Origin of the sequence: Streptomyces sp. BF23-19 (assembly GCF_041106355.1) — a bacterium.
Taxonomy (GTDB): Bacteria; Actinomycetota; Actinomycetes; order Streptomycetales; family Streptomycetaceae; genus Streptomyces; species Streptomyces virginiae_A.
In genome coordinates this window covers 25,576-42,590 of sequence record NZ_JBGBPT010000004.1, presented here as the reverse complement: position 1 = coordinate 42,590, position 17,015 = coordinate 25,576, and the positions used below count along the sequence as shown (strand labels likewise).

Annotated in this window: 14 protein-coding genes; 3 read left to right on the top strand and 11 right to left on the bottom strand. The window is 72.6% G+C overall.

Annotated elements, in window-relative coordinates; translation table 11 throughout:
• Window positions 1-151 precede the first annotated feature (151 nt).
• Window positions 152-844, bottom strand: a complete 693-nt coding sequence (locus AB8A24_RS03530) for a metal-dependent transcriptional regulator (protein WP_369474644.1) — start codon at window positions 842-844, stop codon at window positions 152-154.
• A gap of 257 nt (window positions 845-1,101) precedes the next feature.
• Between AB8A24_RS03530 and AB8A24_RS03525 the strand changes: the two genes are divergently transcribed.
• Entirely contained in the window at window positions 1,102-1,857 is a 756-nt protein-coding gene (locus AB8A24_RS03525) for an SIS domain-containing protein (protein WP_328962821.1), read from the top strand.
• A 7-nt stretch (window positions 1,858-1,864) separates the two neighbouring features.
• On the opposite strand, the gene AB8A24_RS03520 is transcribed toward AB8A24_RS03525, so the two are convergent.
• The 3 genes from AB8A24_RS03520 to pdxH all read right to left on the bottom strand — a co-directional run bounded on the left by AB8A24_RS03520 (window position 1,865) and on the right by pdxH (window position 4,924).
• Window positions 1,865-3,193 (bottom strand): PAS domain-containing protein, encoded by a 1,329-nt coding sequence (locus AB8A24_RS03520; RefSeq protein WP_328962820.1) that lies wholly within the window; start codon window positions 3,191-3,193, stop codon window positions 1,865-1,867.
• A gap of 104 nt (window positions 3,194-3,297) precedes the next feature.
• Window positions 3,298-3,861 (bottom strand): hypothetical protein, encoded by a 564-nt coding sequence (locus AB8A24_RS03515; protein WP_328962819.1) that lies wholly within the window; start codon window positions 3,859-3,861, stop codon window positions 3,298-3,300.
• 400 nt (window positions 3,862-4,261) lie between these two features.
• Entirely contained in the window at window positions 4,262-4,924 is a 663-nt protein-coding gene (pdxH, locus tag AB8A24_RS03510) for a pyridoxamine 5'-phosphate oxidase (protein WP_328962818.1), read from the bottom strand.
• A 200-nt stretch (window positions 4,925-5,124) separates the two neighbouring features.
• Between pdxH and AB8A24_RS03505 the strand changes: the two genes are divergently transcribed.
• Window positions 5,125-6,231, top strand: a complete 1,107-nt coding sequence (locus tag AB8A24_RS03505; protein WP_328962817.1) for a citrate synthase 2 — start codon at window positions 5,125-5,127, stop codon at window positions 6,229-6,231.
• Window positions 6,232-6,296: 65 nt separating this feature from the next.
• On the opposite strand, the gene AB8A24_RS03500 is transcribed toward AB8A24_RS03505, so the two are convergent.
• The 7 genes from AB8A24_RS03500 to AB8A24_RS03470 form a co-directional block, all read right to left on the bottom strand.
• Window positions 6,297-6,884, bottom strand: a complete 588-nt coding sequence (locus tag AB8A24_RS03500) for a TetR/AcrR family transcriptional regulator (RefSeq protein ID WP_030774040.1) — start codon at window positions 6,882-6,884, stop codon at window positions 6,297-6,299.
• Complete coding sequence (locus tag AB8A24_RS03495) at window positions 6,872-7,609, bottom strand: enoyl-CoA hydratase family protein (RefSeq protein WP_328962816.1); 738 nt, start codon at window positions 7,607-7,609, stop codon at window positions 6,872-6,874. The genes AB8A24_RS03500 and AB8A24_RS03495 overlap by 13 nt, the downstream gene beginning before the upstream one ends.
• A 162-nt stretch (window positions 7,610-7,771) precedes the next feature.
• On the bottom strand, window positions 7,772-8,932 hold the full coding sequence (locus AB8A24_RS03490) for an acyl-CoA dehydrogenase family protein (protein ID WP_328962815.1): 1,161 nt from the start codon (window positions 8,930-8,932) through the stop codon (window positions 7,772-7,774).
• Window positions 8,929-10,833, bottom strand: coding sequence for a biotin carboxylase N-terminal domain-containing protein (locus tag AB8A24_RS03485; protein ID WP_328962814.1), 1,905 nt, complete (start codon window positions 10,831-10,833; stop codon window positions 8,929-8,931). Before AB8A24_RS03485 ends, AB8A24_RS03490 begins: the two co-directional genes overlap by 4 nt.
• A gap of 8 nt (window positions 10,834-10,841) precedes the next feature.
• The gene (locus tag AB8A24_RS03480) at window positions 10,842-12,440 is read right to left on the bottom strand and encodes an acyl-CoA carboxylase subunit beta (protein WP_266384049.1); all 1,599 of its coding nucleotides are present in this window, start codon (window positions 12,438-12,440) and stop codon (window positions 10,842-10,844) included.
• A complete protein-coding gene (locus AB8A24_RS03475) occupies window positions 12,437-14,104 on the bottom strand; it encodes an acyclic terpene utilization AtuA family protein (RefSeq protein ID WP_369474760.1) in 1,668 nt (555 codons plus the stop codon). The genes AB8A24_RS03480 and AB8A24_RS03475 overlap by 4 nt, the downstream gene beginning before the upstream one ends.
• A gap of 68 nt (window positions 14,105-14,172) precedes the next feature.
• Entirely contained in the window at window positions 14,173-14,985 is an 813-nt protein-coding gene (locus tag AB8A24_RS03470; RefSeq protein WP_369474641.1) for a TIGR03084 family metal-binding protein, read from the bottom strand.
• Between the two features lie 382 nt (window positions 14,986-15,367).
• On the opposite strand from AB8A24_RS03470, the gene AB8A24_RS03465 reads away from it, so the two are divergent.
• Complete coding sequence (locus AB8A24_RS03465; RefSeq protein WP_328962812.1) at window positions 15,368-16,990, top strand: alpha/beta fold hydrolase; 1,623 nt, start codon at window positions 15,368-15,370, stop codon at window positions 16,988-16,990.
• The last annotated feature ends 25 nt before the right edge of the window (window positions 16,991-17,015 follow it).

Genomic DNA, 17,015 nt, shown 5'->3' with positions numbered 1-17,015 from the left:
CGCCGAAAGGCGCCGGGACCACCCACACCAAGGGCTGGTCATCCGTACGGGTCACGCACCGTGGGGCAGGACCCCCTGGGTCACGGCTCGTACGGAACCGTCCATCGGACACATCCGCTCCACGCCGACGCGAACGCCGACGCACCGGGGGTCAGCGCTTCGCCACGAACACGTGCGAGGCGACCTCCACGTCCAGCTCGGCAGCCTCACCGCCGCTGCCGACCAGCACACCACCCGGGGACTCGGTCACGCTCACCACCGAGCCGGGCTGCACGCCCGCCCGCCGGAGCGTATACATCAGCTGGGCATCCGTCTGGATCGGCTCGCCGATCCGCCGGATGACCACGGTCTTGCCCTCGGTGCCCGGGTCGAGCTCGGACAGACTGACCATCCCGTCCTCGAGGAACGGGTCCGCCTCGGCCTTCTCACCCAGCTCCTCCAGCCCCGGGATCGGGTTCCCGTACGGCGACTCGGTCGGGTGACGCAGCAGCTCCAGCACCCGCCGCTCCACCGCCTCGCTCATCACGTGCTCCCACCGGCAGGCCTCCGCGTGCACCTGCTCCCACTCCAGGCCGATGACGTCGACGAGCAGACACTCCGCGAGCCGGTGCTTGCGCATCACCCGCGTAGCCAGTCGGCGCCCCTCCTCCGTCAGCTCCAGGTGGCGGTCGCTGGCGACGGCCACCAGGCCGTCGCGCTCCATGCGCGCCACCGTCTGGCTCACCGTCGGACCGCTCTGATCGAGCCGCTCGGCGATACGGGCGCGCATGGGGACCACGCCTTCCTCTTCCAGCTCGAGGATGGTGCGGAGATACATCTCCGTGGTATCGATCAGTCCGGACATTCGTGCCCCTCGGATTGCGTGCGCTGGCCCTACCCCCAATTCTGACGCATCGGGCCGACAACCGTCCCGTGCCGTGGGTCAAGACCGCTCCCGGACATCTCCCGGACATCCCCGGGAAGATCGTCCGGGGATGTCCGGGACCCACGACCAGAGCTTTCGGCGCGGGATTGACGTTCGTATTGACACGCCCTTGGTCCAGACCGCACGGTGAGCGGCGGACACGGACGCTCCCCCACCTCTGGAAGGGCCATCGGCGTATGAGCGAGAGCAAGCTGGCCGGTCAGTTCTTCGATGCCGCCATCGGTCTGCTGGAGCGGGTGCGGGACGAGGAGGCCCCGCACATCGCCGAGGCCGGCTCCCTCATCGCCGACGCGGTCGCCGCCGGCAACCGGCTCTTCGCCTTCGGCGCCGGACATTCCTCGCTGCCCGCCCAGGACGTCGTCTACCGGGCCGGCGGCCTCGCCCTGATGAACTTCCTCGCCGTCCCGGGCACGGTCGGCATCGACGTCATGCCCGCGACCCTGGGCAGCGCCCTGGAGCGGGTCGACGGCCTGGCCGGCGCCGTCCTCGACAGCAGCCCCGCCGCCGACGGCGACGTCCTCGTGATCATCTCCCTCTCCGGGCGCAACGCCCTGCCCGTCGAGATGGCGATGAACGCCCGCGCCATCGGCCTCAAGGTCATCGGCGTGACCTCGGTGGCGTACGCGACCGAGACCAAGTCACGACACCTGTCCGGCACCTTCCTCAAGGACCACTGCGACGTCGTCCTCGACAGCAAGATCGCGGTCGGTGACGCCGAGCTGAGCATCGACGGCATCGACGCGCCCTTCGCCCCCGCCTCCACCGTCGTGACCAGCGCGATCATGCAGGCCGTCATGGCGGCGGCGGCCGGCGAACTCGCCGCCCGCGGGATCGAGCCCCCGCTGCTGCGCTCGGGCAACGTCGACGGCGGCCACGAGTGGAACGGCCGCGTGATGCAGGAGTACGGCGACCGGATCTTCTTCCGGCACTGAGCCGCGCTCAGTCCGTCCCTTCCGGGCGGCCGCCCGGACCCGCCGCCAGGTCCAGATCGGCCGCGACCCGGGCCGCGACCTCCTCCGCGTACACCGCGTCCGGGCGCTCGAAGGCCACCCGCGAGGGCCCGCGCAGGAACGTCAGCACCCCCAGGGTCCGCCCCCGGCTGCGCAGCACCGTGCACAGCACGTGCGCGGCGCCCTCGGGCCACCGGCGGACCCGCGACCACTCCGCGTCCGCCTCCCCCCGCGGGGCGCTGGTGCGCACCGAGCCGATCCGGTCCAGGGCCTGCAGCGCCGGGTGCCCGGCCACGTACCCGACGGGGATCGCCCCGGGACCCGGCAACGCCGGCGGCGACGCCGCGGACCGTACGAGCCTGCGCCGCTCGGGGTCGGCCGTGGGGTCCAGTACGTCCAGCAGCGCGTGCTCGGCGAAGCCGGCGAGGGCGAAGTCCAGGCGGACGGCGGCCGCCTCGGCCGGGTCCTCGCACTCGGCGGCGGCCCGCCCCGCACGGTGGAGCTGATGCGAGCGGAACCGCAGCTGCGCGGTGTCCAGTTGCTCCTGCCGGGCCTCGGTGACGTCCTGGAACAGCCAGCCGACGCCCAGCGGTACCGGCTCCTCCGCGAGCGGCGAGGCCAGCCGCAGGAACCCGCACCGCCAACACCTGCGCCGCACCCCCTCCGGCGTGCGCACCGACACCCACATCTCCACCGGCGCGGGCGGGGCCCCCTCGGCGAGCACGTGCTGGAGCGCGCCCTCCAGCTCCTCGACGCCCTGGGTCAGCAGTTCTCCCAGGGGTCGCCCGAGCAGTGCGGTGCGGCCGGTCCCGAAGGCCCGTGCGGCGTGCGCGTTGACGACGGCGGGCCGCAGGTCGACGTCGACCAGGACGACACCCCACGAGGCGTCCTCCATCAGGGCCTCGCTCAGCGCGATGGAGCGTTCCAGGTCGATCTGGGCGTGCACCTCGCTGAAGGCGCAGTACACGCCGGCGGGTTTCCCGTCCGCGCCCGGCACCCCGGCGGACTGGGTCCGTACGAGGACGCGCCCGCCGTCCTTGGTCAGCAGCGCGAACTCGTGCACCTGCCGGCCGGGCACGTGCTGGGCCGACATCAGCCGCTCCTGGACGTCGTGCGCGTCGGCGGCCCGCACCGCCCACCCCTCGAAGCCCTTGCGGCCCACGGCCTCGGCGGCGGTCCAACCGAGGATCCGCTCGGCCTCCCGGTTCCAGTGGGTGATCACGCCGTCGGAGTCGAACGCGCACAAGGCGGCGTCCATCCCGTCCAACAGCGCTGCGAGCAGATCGTCGGCGGTCTCGTCACGTCCGTAAGCACTCACCTGGCACCCCCTGCAGGTGTTCGCGTGTGCGGCACGTCAGATCATTGAACTGGAACGTGACGCACCCCACACCGCTTTCGGCGGATTGGGTGCGGGAAATCCTGTCAGGAGCCGTCGAAGAGGGTCTCGTAGACGACGATCCCCGCCACGAAGAGGACAGCGAGAGCGAAGATCACGACGAGCCTCCCCCACCCCGTCATCCACCCGAAGAACCGGTCCGTCCGGTCCTCCCGCGCCGTCTGGCGGGCGATGTGCGGCTCCGCCCGCAGGTCCGGCGCCCAGTCGGCCGGGCGCCGCTCCCGCAGGAGGGACCGAAGCATGGCGACTTCCAGGGCGAGGGCCGGCAACTCCTCGTCGTCCACGCACTTCAGGAGGACGCGCCAGCCGTCGGATCGGTAGGCGTACGTGAGGGTCCTGGGTCCGGGTGCGATCTCGGCCACGGCGGCGGTGCGGATGTCGTGGATACCGTCCCGAGGGAGTCGGCGCACGCGGCACCAGGTGCCCGTGGTGATGCCCTGATCGTCGACGGTGGTGAATCTGAACCTCAGGCTGTATCCGCCGAGTGCGCCGAGGACCAGGGTCAGGCCGGTGAGCAGCCACGTGACGCCATCGGACCACGGCCCGTCCTGGAGCTTCAGGCAGATGGCCCCCAACCCAATGATGATCACGACGTGAAAACGCCGGCCCCGTGGCCCCCTCCGGTACTCGCGCGGCCGCATCACTTCCAGTGTGTCGCCCCCTTGGATCTTGCTCCGTACAGGCGCCACCCTCTCCCGCCGCGGCGGGGAAATAAACAGTTGTGGCTCCCGCGACGCCTGCCTAGGCTCGGACGTACACGAGAAGGGAGGTGGTTGCCGCAATGTACGGAAACCGGACGCGTGAGGTGGCTGCGGGCTAGGGCCCGTCGTCAGTAGCGCACCCAGTGCGGTGCCCGGCGGATCGCCCGGCGCCAATCCCAAGCAGTCACCCGACCCGCGGGCTCGCCGGTTACGTCCGGCCGGCTTCTCTCACTGCAGGAGAGAAACCCGAGCCCGCGGGTCGTCTGCGTTTCCCGCCCTCCGGCCGGCCCTACGGGCAGAGCCGCTCCACGTGCCACTTGTCCCCGTCCAGGACATAGCGCAGGCGGTCGTGCAGGCGGTTCTCGTGGCCCTGCCAGAACTCCACCGCCTCCGGGAACACACGCAGGCCGCCCCATTCCGGCGGCACCGGCACCTGCTCGCCCTCCGGGTAGCGGGCCTCCAGCTCGGCGTAGCGCCGGTCCAGCTCCGCACGGGATGCGATCACGCTGGACTGCTCGCTGGCCCAGGCACCCAGCTGGGAGCCGTGCGGGCGGGAGCGGAAGTACGCCGCCGTCTCGTCGCGGCCGATCCGGGCCGCCGTACCGGTGACGATCACCTGGCGGGCGATCGGATGCCAGGGGAAGAGCAGCGCGACGTGCGGGTTCTCGGCCAGCTCGCGACCCTTACGGGAGGCGTAGTTGGTGAAGAAGACGAAGCCCCGGCCGTCGAACTGCTTCATCAGCACCGTCCGCGAACTGGGCCGCCCGTCGGGGGTGGCCGTCGATACGACCATCGCGTTCGGTTCGAAGAGATGCGAGTCGGCGGCCTGCTGGAACCAGAGGGCGAACTGGTCCATCGGATTCTCGGCGAGACTCCCCTCCTCGACGATCTCCGAGCGGTACTGCTTGCGCATCATGGCGGGGTCAATGTCCTGATCGGTCACGCTCGCCATCCTGCCGCAGCCGGACCGGTGACGGTGTGCCGTATGTCACGCTTCCGCAGTCGGGGCGGAGCGGCCAAAATCTTGGGGCCGGTCCGAAGGTCCCCGAGCGGGTGACCGACGGCCGTGCCGGGCATCAACGGGGATGACCGCGCCGGACCGCGAGTCACGCCGGGAGCCGCGCGTGTTCGCACTATCTGAGGAGCCGCCTGATGTCCGACTTCGTACCCGGGCTCGAAGGGGTCGTCGCGTTCGAGACGGAGATCGCCGAGCCCGACAAGGAAGGCGGGTCGCTCCGCTACCGGGGCGTCGACATCGAAGACCTCGTCGGCCACGTCTCCTTCGGGAACGTCTGGGGCCTGCTGGTCGACGGTGCCTTCAACCCGGGCCTGCCGGCCGCCGAACCCTTCCCCATCCCGGTCCACTCCGGTGACATCCGTGTCGACGTCCAGTCCGCGCTCGCCATGCTCGCCCCCGTGTGGGGTCTGAAACCGCTGCTGGACATCGACGAGCAGACCGCCCGCGACGATCTCGCGCGCGCGGCCGTGATGGCGCTGTCGTACGTCGCCCAGTCCGCCCGCGGCCAGGGCCTGCCCATGGTGCCGCAGCGGGAGATCGACAAGGCCGAGTCCGTCGTCGAACGGTTCATGATCCGCTGGCGGGGCGAGCCGGACCCGCGGCACGTCAAGGCCGTCGACGCGTACTGGACCTCGGCCGCCGAGCACGGCATGAACGCCTCCACCTTCACCGCACGGGTGATCGCGTCGACCGGCGCGGACGTCGCCGCCGCGCTGTCCGGCGCGGTCGGCGCCATGTCGGGACCGCTGCACGGCGGGGCGCCGTCCCGCGTCCTCGGCATGATCGAGGAGATCGAGCGCACCGGCGACGCCGTGGCGTACGTGAAGAAGGCCCTCGACAAGGGCGAGCGACTGATGGGCTTCGGGCACCGCGTCTACCGCGCCGAGGACCCCCGCGCCCGCGTGCTGCGGCGCACGGCCAAGGAGCTCGACGCGCCGCGCTACGAGGTGGCCGCCGCGCTGGAGAAGGCCGCGCTGGAGGAGCTGCACGCGCGCCGCCCCGACCGGGTGCTCGCCACGAACGTGGAGTTCTGGGCCGCGATCATGCTGGACTTCGCCGAGGTTCCGGCGCACATGTTCACGTCGATGTTCAGCTGCGCCCGGACCGCCGGCTGGTCGGCGCACATCCTGGAGCAGAAGCGCACGGGCCGACTCGTGCGGCCCTCGGCCCGCTACATCGGGCCGGGGCGGCGCAACCCGCAGGAGATCGAGGGTTACGCGGACATCGCCGAGACCGCGTAGCAGGTGCACGTGCAGGGCGCCGTATCCCGCGTGCGGGGTGCGGCGCCCTTCTCGTTCCCGCCCACTCAGCCGAGGGCCGCGTCCAGGATCCGGGACCACTGGGCGACCACCCGGGCCCGGCGGGCCGTGTCGTCGGTGAGCACATTGGCCAGGCCGAGCCCCCGCGCCATGTCCAGCAGGCCCTGCACGGTCTCCCGTACGCCCGGCACCGACTCGTCCGCGCCCAGCAGCTCGACGGCGATGCGGTGGGTCTCGCGGCCCACCCGGGCCTCCAGTTCGGTGACCTGGGGGCGCAGCTGCTCCTCGTTGGAGGCGGCCACCCACAACTGGAGCGCGGCCCGGAAGAGGGCGCCGGTGTACAGGTCGACCAGTGCCTCCACCACGACGGGGCGGGCGGCCGGGCCGGCGTGGAAGAGGTCGCGCAGGGCGGTGGACCGCTCCTCGGCGACGTACTCGACAGCCGCGGTGAACAGGTCCTCGCGGGTCGGGAAATGGTGCTGGGCGGCGCCGCGCGAGACCCCGGCCCGTTCGGCGACGACCGAGACGGTCGACCCGGCCCAGCCGTGCTCCGCCAGGCAGGACACGGCCGCCTCCAGGAGGTGGCGGCGGGTGACGCGGCTACGCGCCTGCTTGGGGCCCGTCACAGCGACCATGACGGTTCCCGGCGCTCGAAACGGGCGGTGATGCCTTCGCGGGCCTCGTCGGAGGCGAAGAGTGCGGCGGACAGCTCGGTGAGACGGGAGCCGTCGCGGGTGAGGGCCTCGCGTACGGCGGCGGAGGTCAGCGCCTTGGTCGCGGCCAGCCCTTGCGGGGAGGCCTTGCGCAGGCCGGCGAGTACGGGCTCCAGGGCCGTGTCCACGTCCTCGCCGTGCAGGGTGAGCAGGCCGATCCGGGCGGCCTCGGCGGCGTCGAAGGCTTCGGCGGTGAGGAAGTAGCGGGCGGCGGCGCGCGGGTCGAGGCGCGGCAGCAGCGGCATGGAGATCACGGCGGGGGCCAGGCCCAGATGGGTCTCGGTGAAGGCGTACGAGGACTGCGGTCCGGCGGCGGCGATGTCGCAGACGCCGAGCAGCCCGAGGCCGCCGGCCCGGACGTGTCCGGTGACCCGGGCGACCACGGGCTCGGGCAGCTCGGCGATCTCGCGGAGCAGGGCGAGGAAGTCGGCCGGATCGCAGGGGGACTTGAGGTCGGCCCCGGCACAGAAGGTGTTGCCGGTGTGGGTGAGGACGACGGCCCGGACGGCGGGGTCCGCGGATGCGGTGGCGAGGGCGGTGCGGAGTTCCGCGACGAGGTCGGCGGAGAGCGCGTTGCGGTTGCCCGGGGAGTCCAGGGCGAGGGTGGCGATGCCGGTCGCCTGGGCGGCGTGCACGAGTGGGGCCATGTCTCCTCCGGAGTGGTGTGCGGATGGGGGTACTTCGCCCCTCCGGGGAGGGTACGTGCCCCTGTGGGTGCTCGGTGGTGTGCGGCGTAGCCCGGCAGCCCGACCAGCACCCCACACCGCCGAGCAACTCCGCAGGAGCACCGCAGGGGCCCGCAGGGACGGTCAGTACGACTTGGGGAGGCCCAGGGTTTGGTGGGAGATGAAGTTGAGGATCATCTCCCGGCTGACCGGGGCGATGCGGGCCACGCGGGAGGCGGTGATGAGGGAGGCCAGGCCGTATTCGCGGGTGAGGCCGTTGCCGCCGAGGGTGTGGACCGCCTGGTCCACCGCACGGACGCAGGCCTCCGCGGCGGCGTACTTGGCCATGTTCGCCGCCTCGCCCGCCCCCATGTCGTCCCCCGCGTCGTACAGGCGGGCCGCCTTCTGCATCATCAGGCGGGCCAGTTCCAGTTCGATGTGGGCCTGGGCCAGCGGGTGGGCCACCGCCTGGTGGCCGCCGATGGGCTGCTTCCAGACCTGGCGGGTCTTCGCGTAGTCGACGGCCTTGGCCAGGGCGTGGCGGCCCATCCCGATGGCGAAGGCGGCCGTCATGATCCGCTCGGGGTTGAGGCCGGCGAACAGCTGGAGCAGGCCCGCGTCCTCGTCCCCGACGAGCGCGGCGGACGGCAGGCGTACCTCGTCCAGGGTGAGCTCGAACTGCTTCTCCGCGGCCGCGAGTTCCATGTCGATGACCGTGCGGCCGAAGCCGGGGGCGTCGCGCGGCACGATGAACAGGCAGGGCTTGAGATTGCCGGTGCGGGCGTCTTCGGTGCGGCCGACGATGAGGGTGGCGTCGGCGATGTCGACGCCGGAGATGAAGACCTTGCGGCCGGTGAGGATCCAGTCGTCGCCGTCGCGGCGGGCCGTGGTGGTGATGCGGTGGGAGTTGGATCCGGCGTCGGGTTCGGTGATGCCGAAGGCCATGGTGCGGCTGCCGTCGGCGAGGCCGGGCAGCCAGGCCCGCTTCTGGGCGTCCGTGCCGAAGCGGGCGATGACCGTGCCGCAGATGGCGGGCGAGACGACCATCATGAGGAGGGGGCAGCCGGCGGCGCCGAGTTCTTCCAGGACGATGGAGAGTTCGGCGATGCCGCCGCCTCCGCCGCCGTACTCCTCGGGGAGGTTGACCCCGAGGTAGCCGAGCTTCGCGGCGTCGGCCCACAGTTCGTCGGGGTGGCCGCCCTCGCGGGCGACGCGGGCGAGGTATTCGCGGCCGTAGCGCTGCCCGAGGGCGGCGACGGCGGCGCGCAGGGCGTGGTGCTCTTCGGTTTCGATGACGGAGCTCATGCTTGCGGTTCCTCCTGGACTACGGCGAGCAGGGCGCCGAACTCGACCTGTTGGCCGGTGGCGACGTGGAGCGCGGTGAGCGTGCCGGAGGCGGGAGCGAGGATGCGGTGCTCCATCTTCATGGCCTCCAGCCAGAGCAGGGGCCGGCCTGCGGTGACGGTGCTGCCGGGGGCGAGGCCCTCGGCGACGCGGACGACGGTGCCGGGCATGGGGGCGAGCAGCGAGCCCGGTTCCGTGCGGTCCTGGGGGTCCGGGAAGCGGGGGACGCGGGTGAGGGTGTGGGCACCGAGGGCGGAGTCCACGTAGATCTCGTTCGCGTGGTGTTTCACGTGGAACGCCCGTCGGATGCCGTCGACTTCGAGGGTGACGAGGGCGGGGGTGGCGGCCAGGACGCGGATTCCGGGGTGGTTCACCGGGTGGTATTGGACCTCGTACTCGGTGCCGGCCGTGGTGTAGCGGCGGGTCTGCGGCTGGGAGCGGACGTTGCGCCAGCCGCCGAGACGGGTGGCGAGGGGGGCGTCCGGGCCGGGGGCCGCTTCGGCGAGGGCGGCGGCGAGGGCCGCGGGGGTGGGGTCCGGGGCGTCGCCGGTGAGGGTGTCGAGGTGGCGGTCGTAGAAGCCGGTGTCGAGCTGTCCGGTGGCGAACTCCGGGTGTCGCAGGGACCGTACGAGGAGTTCGCGGTTGGTGGTGAGCCCGTGGATGCGGGCTCCGGCGAGGGCGGCGGCGAGGGCCCGGACGGCCTCGGGGCGGGTGGGGGCGTGGGCGACGACCTTGGCGAGCATGGGGTCGTAGTGGATGCCGACGGTGTCCCCGGCGGTGAAGCCGGTGTCGACGCGGACCGCGCCGGGGATGGTGAGGGTGTGCAGGGCGCCGGTCTGCGGGCGCCAGTCCTGGGCGGGGTCCTCGGCGTAGAGGCGGGCCTCGACGGCGTGGCCGGTGGGCTGCGGGGGTGCCGGGGGCAGGGCCGCGCCCTCGGCGACGCGCAGTTGGAGGGCGACGAGGTCGAGGTCGAAGACGGCTTCGGTGACGGGGTGTTCGACCTGGAGGCGGGTGTTCATCTCCAGGAAGTACGGGCGTCCGTCGGCGGTGACGAGGAACTCGACGGTGCCGGCTCCCTCGTACGAGACCGCGCGGGCGGCGGCGACGGCTGCGGTGTGCAGGGTCTCCCGGAGGGACTCGGGCAGGCCCGGTGCGGGGGCTTCCTCGATGACCTTCTGGTGGCGGCGCTGGAGGGAGCAGTCGCGGGTGCCGAGCGCCCAGACGGTGCCGTGGGTGTCGGCGAGGATCTGGACCTCGACGTGGCGGCCGCGTTCCACGTAGGGCTCGGCGAAGACCTCGCCGTCGCCGAAGGCGGAGCGGGCCTCGGCGGAGGCCGCGTCGAGGGCCTCCTTGAGCTGGTCGAGGTCGCGGACCACGCGCATGCCGCGGCCGCCTCCGCCGGCGGCGGCCTTGAGGAGGAGGGGCAGGTCGGCGGGGGTGGCGGTGGCCGGGTCGACGGGGTCGAGGAGCGGTACCCCGGCGGTGCGCATCAGTTCCTTGGCCCGGGTCTTGGAGGCCATGGCCTCGATGGCCTCGGGGGGCGGGCCGATCCAGGTCAGTCCGGCGGCCAGGACCTCGCGGGCGAAGTCGGCGTTCTCGGAGAGGAAGCCGTAGCCGGGGTGCACGGCGTCGGCGCCGGCGGCGAGGGCGGCCTTGATGACGAGGTCGCCGCGCAGGTAGGTGTCGGCGGGGGCGGCGCCGGGCAGGCGTACGGCCGCGTCGGCGTCGCGGACGTGCAGGGCGTCGGCGTCCGGGTCGGAGTGGACGGCGACGGTGGCCAGGCCCAGGGCGCGGGCGGTGCGGAAGATCCGGACGGCGATCTCACCGCGGTTGGCGACGAGGAGGGAGGTCAGGTTCGTCATGTGCGGGCTCACATCCGGAAGACGCCGAAGCCGCCACGGGCGCCCTCGACGGGGGCGTTGTGGACGGCCGACAGGCACAGGCCGAGGACGGTACGGGTGTCGCGCGGGTCGATGACGCCGTCGTCGTACAGCCGCCCGGACAGGAACATCGGCAGGGATTCGGACTCGATCTGCGCTTCGACGAACGCGCGCATGCCGGCGTCGGCCTCCTCGTCGTACGGGAGTCCCTTGGCGGCGGCGGACTGGCGGGACACGATGGAGAGCACTCCGGCCAGCTGCTGGGGGCCCATGACGGCGGACTTGGCGCTGGGCCAGGCGAAGAGGAAGCGGGGCTCGTAGGCGCGGCCGCACATGCCGTAGTGGCCGGCGCCGTAGCTCGCGCCGATGAGGACGGAGAGGTGGGGGACGCGGGAGTTGGAGACCGCGTTGATCATCATCGAGCCGTGTTTGATGATGCCGCCCTGCTCGTACTCCTTGCCGACCATGTAGCCGGTCGTGTTGTGGAGGAAGAGGAGGGGGATGTCGCGCTGGTTGGCGAGCTGGATGAACTGGGCGGCCTTCTGGGACTCGGCGCTGAAGAGCACGCCCTGCGCGTTGGCGAGGATGCCGACCGGGTAGCCGTGCAGGGTGGCCCATCCGGTGACGAGGCTGGGGCCGTAGAGGGGCTTGAACTCGTCGAAGTCGGAGGCGTCGACGATCCGGGCGATGACCTCGCGCGGGTCGAAGGGGGTCTTGAGGTCGGGCGGGACGATGCCGAGGAGTTCTTCGGGGTCGTGGAGGGGTTCCTCGGCCTTCGGCGGGTCCTGGTGCGGCTTGCGGTGGTTCAGGCGGGCGACGACGCGGCGGGCCTGGCGGATGGCGTCGTACTCGTCGAGGGCGTAGTGGTCGGCGAGTCCGGAGGTGCGGGCGTGCATGTCGGCGCCGCCGAGGGACTCGTCGTCGCTCTCCTCGCCGGTGGCCATCTTGACCAGGGGCGGACCGCCGAGGAACACCTTGGAACGGTCCTTGATCATGATGGTGTGGTCGGACATGCCGGGGATGTAGGCGCCTCCGGCGGTGGAGTTGCCGAAGACGACGGCGACGGTCGGGATGCCCTCGGCCGAGAGCCGGGTGAGGTCGCGGAAGATCGCGCCGCCCGGGATGAAGATCTCCTTCTGGGAGGGCAGGTCGGCGCCGCCGGACTCCACGAGGCTGATGACGGGGAGGCGGTTCTGCCGGGCGATCTCGTTGGCGCGCAGCGCCTTCTTCAGCGTCCACGGGTTGGAGGCGCCGCCGCGGACGGTGGGGTCGTTGGCGGTGATCAGGCACTCGACGCCCTCGACGGTGCCGATGCCGGTGACCATGGAGGCGCCGACGGGGTGGTCGCTGCCCCAGGCGGCGAGCGGCGACAGTTCCAGGAACGGGGTGTCGGGGTCGAGGAGCAGTTCGACGCGCTCGCGCGCCAGGAGCTTGCCGCGCTTCTTGTGCCGGGCCGTGTACTTGTCCCCCCCGCCCTCCAGGGCCTTGGCGTGCTCGGCGTCGAGGGCGGCGAGGCGTTCCAGGGCCGCGGTACGGGCCTGCGCGTGATCGGGGGCGTGCGGGTCGACGGTGGTGCCGAGGCGGGTCATGAGGTGGCCTCCGGGGCCGGGAGGAGGACGACGGGGATGTCGAGGTGGCGGGCGCGGAGCCATTCGCCGAGGGCCTTGGCCTGGGGGTCGAAGCGGTGGCCGGAGGCGACGCCGTCGCCGAGGATGCCGGTGACGGTGAAGTTGAGGGCGCGCAGGTGGGGCAGGACGTGCCGGTCCACGGTGTGCTGCGCGGTCTCGGGGAGCAGGGCCTGGAAGGCCTCCACCGTGAGGGTGTGGAGCAGCCACTGCCAGGCGGGGTCGGTCTCGACCCAGACGCCGACGTTGGCGTCCCCGCCCTTGTCGCCGCTGCGGGCGCCGGCCACGGCCCCGAGGGGCGCGCGGACGGTCGGCCCCGCGGGCGGTTCTGCGGGCGGTTCTGCGGGCGGTTCTGCGGTGGCTCCGCCCTCGGACTCCCGTGCCTCGAACGCCGGCGGGGCCGCGGCCGCGGCGGGGGCCGTCGGCGTGACGGCGAGGCGGGTGCCGTCCGGGAGGACCGCGGTGTGGGGGACCTCGTCCGACGGGATCAGGGTCGAGGTGAAGACGCCGTAGGGCTGGGCCGGGCCGGGTGGGGCGGTGACGTGGAAGCCCGGGTAACTGCCGAGGGCCAGTTCGATCGCCGTCGAGGTCAGGGCGCGGCCCACCCGGTCGGGGGACGGGTCGCGGACCACCAGTCGCAGCAGGGCGGAGGCCGTCTCCTGCGTGTCGGCGTCCTCGTGGTCGGTACGAGCCAGGGTCCAGGTGGTGTCGGCCACGCCCTCCAACACTTCGGTGAGTTGGGTGCGGACGAGGTTCGCCTTCGCTTCGATGTCGAGGCCGGTCAGGACGAAGACGATCTCGTTGCGCCAGCCGCCGATCCGTGTGACGCCCACCTTCAGCGAGGGCGGCGGGGCCTCGCCGCGCACTCCCGTGACACGTACCCGGTCGGCGCCCTCGTCGGTCAGCCGGACGGTGTCCAGGCGGGTGGTCACGTCCGGGCCGAGGTACCGCACGCCCTGGGTCTCGTAGAGGAGTTGGGCGGTGACGGTGCCGGTGGTGACGGCGCCGCCCGTGCCGGGGTGTTTGGTGATGACCGCGGAGCCGTCCTCGGAGATCTCCGCCAGCGGGAAGCCGGGGCGGCGGATGTCGTGGCGGGCGAAGAAGGAGTAGTTGCCGCCGGTGGCCTGGGTGCCGCACTCCAGGACGTGGCCGGCGGTCACCGCTCCCGCCAGTCGGTCGTAGTCGTCGGGGGCCCAGTCGAACCACCAGGCGGCCGGGCCGCTGACCAGCGCCGCGTCCGTGACCCGGCCGGTCACCACCACGTCGGCGCCCGCCCGCAGGCAGGTCGTGATCCCGGCGCCCCCCAGGTAGGCGTTGGCCGTCAGCGCCCCGTCCGCCCGCGCGGTGAGATCGTCGCCCTCGACGTGGGCGACCCGCACCGGTACGCCCGCCTTCGCGGCCAGAGTCCGTACGGCGTCGGCGAGTCCGGCCGGGTTCAGGCCGCCGGCGTTCGCGACGATCCGTACGCCGCGCTCGTGCGCGAGCCCGAGCCCCTCCTCCAGCTGGCGCAGGAAGGTCTTGGCGTAGCCGAGGTCCGGGTTCTTCAGGCGGTCGCGGCCCAGGATCAGCATGGTCAGCTCGGCCAGGTAGTCGCCGGTGAGCACGTCCAGCGGGCCGCCGGTGAGCATCTCGCGCAGGGCGCCCGAGCGGTCCCCGTAGAAGCCGGAGGCGTTGCCGATGACGAGCGGGCGCCGGGTCACCGTGCGGCCCCCGGCTCGCGGCCGGTTCCCGCGGGGCCGGCGAAGGCCTGGGCGATGTCCAGCCAGCGGTCCGCGTCGGGGCCGGTCGCGGTCAGGGCCAGGTCGGCGCGGTGGGCCCGCTGGGTCACCAGAAGGCAGAAGTCGAGCGCGGGTCCGGTGATCCGCTGCGGGGCGTCCGGCGGGCCGTACGCCCACACCCGCGCGCCGTCGGGGGCCGTCAGCTCCACCCGGAACTCCTCGGCGGGCGCGGGCAGTCCGTGTACGGCGTAGGCGTAGTCGCGGGCCCGTACGCCGATCCGCGCCACGTGCCGCAGCCGCGCGGTCGGGGTACGGCGCACGCCGAGCGCGTCGGCCACGTCCTGGCTGTGGGCCCAGGTCTCCATCATCCGCGCACTGGCCATCGAGGCGGCCTTCATCGGCGGCCCGTACCAGGGGAAGCGGGTGTCGGGCGAGGCCGCGGCGAGCGCCTCGTCGAGGGCGGCGCGTGTGGTGCGCCAGCGGGCGAGCAACTCGGCGGGGGGCTGCTCCGCGCCCTCGCGGGCGCCCTCGTCGACGAAGGTGTCGGGGGACTTGAGGGCTTCCTCGACCATCCGGCCGAAACCGGTGGCGTCGGTGAGGGAGAGGAGCGAGGCCCGGTCGGTCCAGTGCAGGTGGGCGATCTGGTGGGCGATGGTCCAGCCGGGGGCGGGGGTGGCTCGGGCCCAGTCGGGGTCGGTCAACTCCCCTACCAAGGAGTCCAGTTCACGGCCCTCCTCACGCAGATCTGCGAAGACGGCGACGGCTGCGTCGGCGGCGGACGGATCGGGCACGGTGCGCTCCCCTTCTCGGCGTGAGGGGAAGACTGGCAGCACCCGGCAAAACAATCAAGCATGCTTGCATGGTTTTCTCGGGTGGCGACGCCTTCCCGCCACCCGCACCAAACCACCCCACCGGAAAGGCAGTTGCCGCGTCGCGCAGCGGCCGCAGGTCCCGCCGCGCGGCGGCCCGCGGGAACGGAGGGGGCGATTCAGGCCGTAAGCCGGAAACTCGCGATACGTCACCGGATGTCCCGTCGATACTGAACGCTCCGCTCCGGGCCCGGGCGGGCGCACCCACGTTCGCGTCACTCGACGCACCCGGCTCACCCGACTCATTCGACGCACTCGGCTCATTCGACGAAGACGAAGAAGACGACGAAGAGGATGGACTGACGTGACTCCAGCCGCCCGCACCCCCTTCTCCCTCTACCCCGAACTCGACACGACCGCCCTGACCGCCTTCGTCACCGCTCTGGAGAGCGGCGACGTCACCGGCCTCGCCCCTGCCCGCGCCGCCGAGATCGCCGAGGTCCGCTCGGTCGCCGTGTTCACCCGCGGCAAGGTGACCGGCGCCGACGGGGACCTCCTCGACGCCGCGCTCTGGCGACACACCGGCGCCCAGCCGCGCCCCGCGATCGTCATGCCCTCGCCGTGGACCGACCTCGGCTGGCTCCCGTACGCCGTCCAGGCCTCCCTCTTCGCCGCCCGCGGCTACAACGTCCTCGCCTACTCCGCCCGCGGCTTCGCCGGCTCCGAGGGCCAGGTCGACGTGGCGGGCCCGCTCGACGTCGCCGACGGAAGCCGGGCCCTGGACCACCTCATCGAGCGCAGCACCGGCCCGGTGACGAAGATCGGCTTCCTCGGGGACTCGTACGGCTCCGGGATCAGCCAACTCGTCGCCGCGCACGACACCCGCGTCGACGCCGTGGTCGCGCTCAGCACCTGGGGCGACCTCGGCGAGGCCTTCTACGAGAACTCCACCCGGCACATCGCGGCCGTACGGGCCCTGCTCGACGCCGCCGCGAAGGCCCGGCTGAGCCCGCAGACGCAGAGCGTCTTCGACAACGTCCTCGCCAACCGCGACGTCCAGGGCACCCTGCGCTGGGCCGAGACCCGCTCACCCTTCACCCACATCAAGGAGCTCAACCGCCGCCAGGTGCCCGTCTTCTTCTCGCACGCCTGGCACGAGACGCTCTTCCCGCCCAACCAGACGCTGAAGATGTTCAACGAACTGACCGGTCCCAAACGCCTCGCCGTCTCCATCGGCGACCACTCCGGCCCCGAGATGACCGGCATGCTCGGCCTGCCCAACCGGATCTGGACGGATGCCCACCGCTGGCTCGACCACCACCTCAAGGACATCGACAACGGCGTCGACGCCGAGGGGCAGGTGCTCGGCGAGATCATGTGGAGCAAGACCCTCGAACCCCGCCCCACCTGGCCCTCCCTCACCGAACGCCTGGAACGGCTGCACCTGGCGGACGACGGCGAGCTCGGCGAGGAGCCGCAGGCCGGCTGGACGTCGACCGTGCTGTGCGGCATGGACACCCCGGCCACCGTCGCCGACCAGGTGGTGCGGTCCGGGTACGCGGAGATCGCCGGCCGCCCGAAGATCTACCGGACCCAGGACATCGACCGCACCGTCGCCGCCGTATGGACCACGGACCCGACCGCCGAGACCACCCGGCTGCGCGGCATACCGCGGCTGCGCGTGACGTACCGGGCGGCGAACCCCGGATCCACCTTCGTCGCGTACCTCCTCGACACGGCACCCGACGGCACGGCCCACATCATCACGCACGCCCCGTACACCGACCTCGACTCCCCGCCCGACAGCCTGATCAGCGCGGACATCGAGCTCCAGGCCACCGCCTACGACGTGCCGCGCGGCAACCGGCTGATGCTGGTGATCGACGCCCGCGACCCGTTCTACGGCGACGCCAACCTGCCGCGCGCGAGCCTGGCGTTCACCTCCCCGGAGGCCACCCCGTCCTACCTGGACCTACCGCTCGGCTGACCCCGTAGCCCCGGACGCCCGTCCG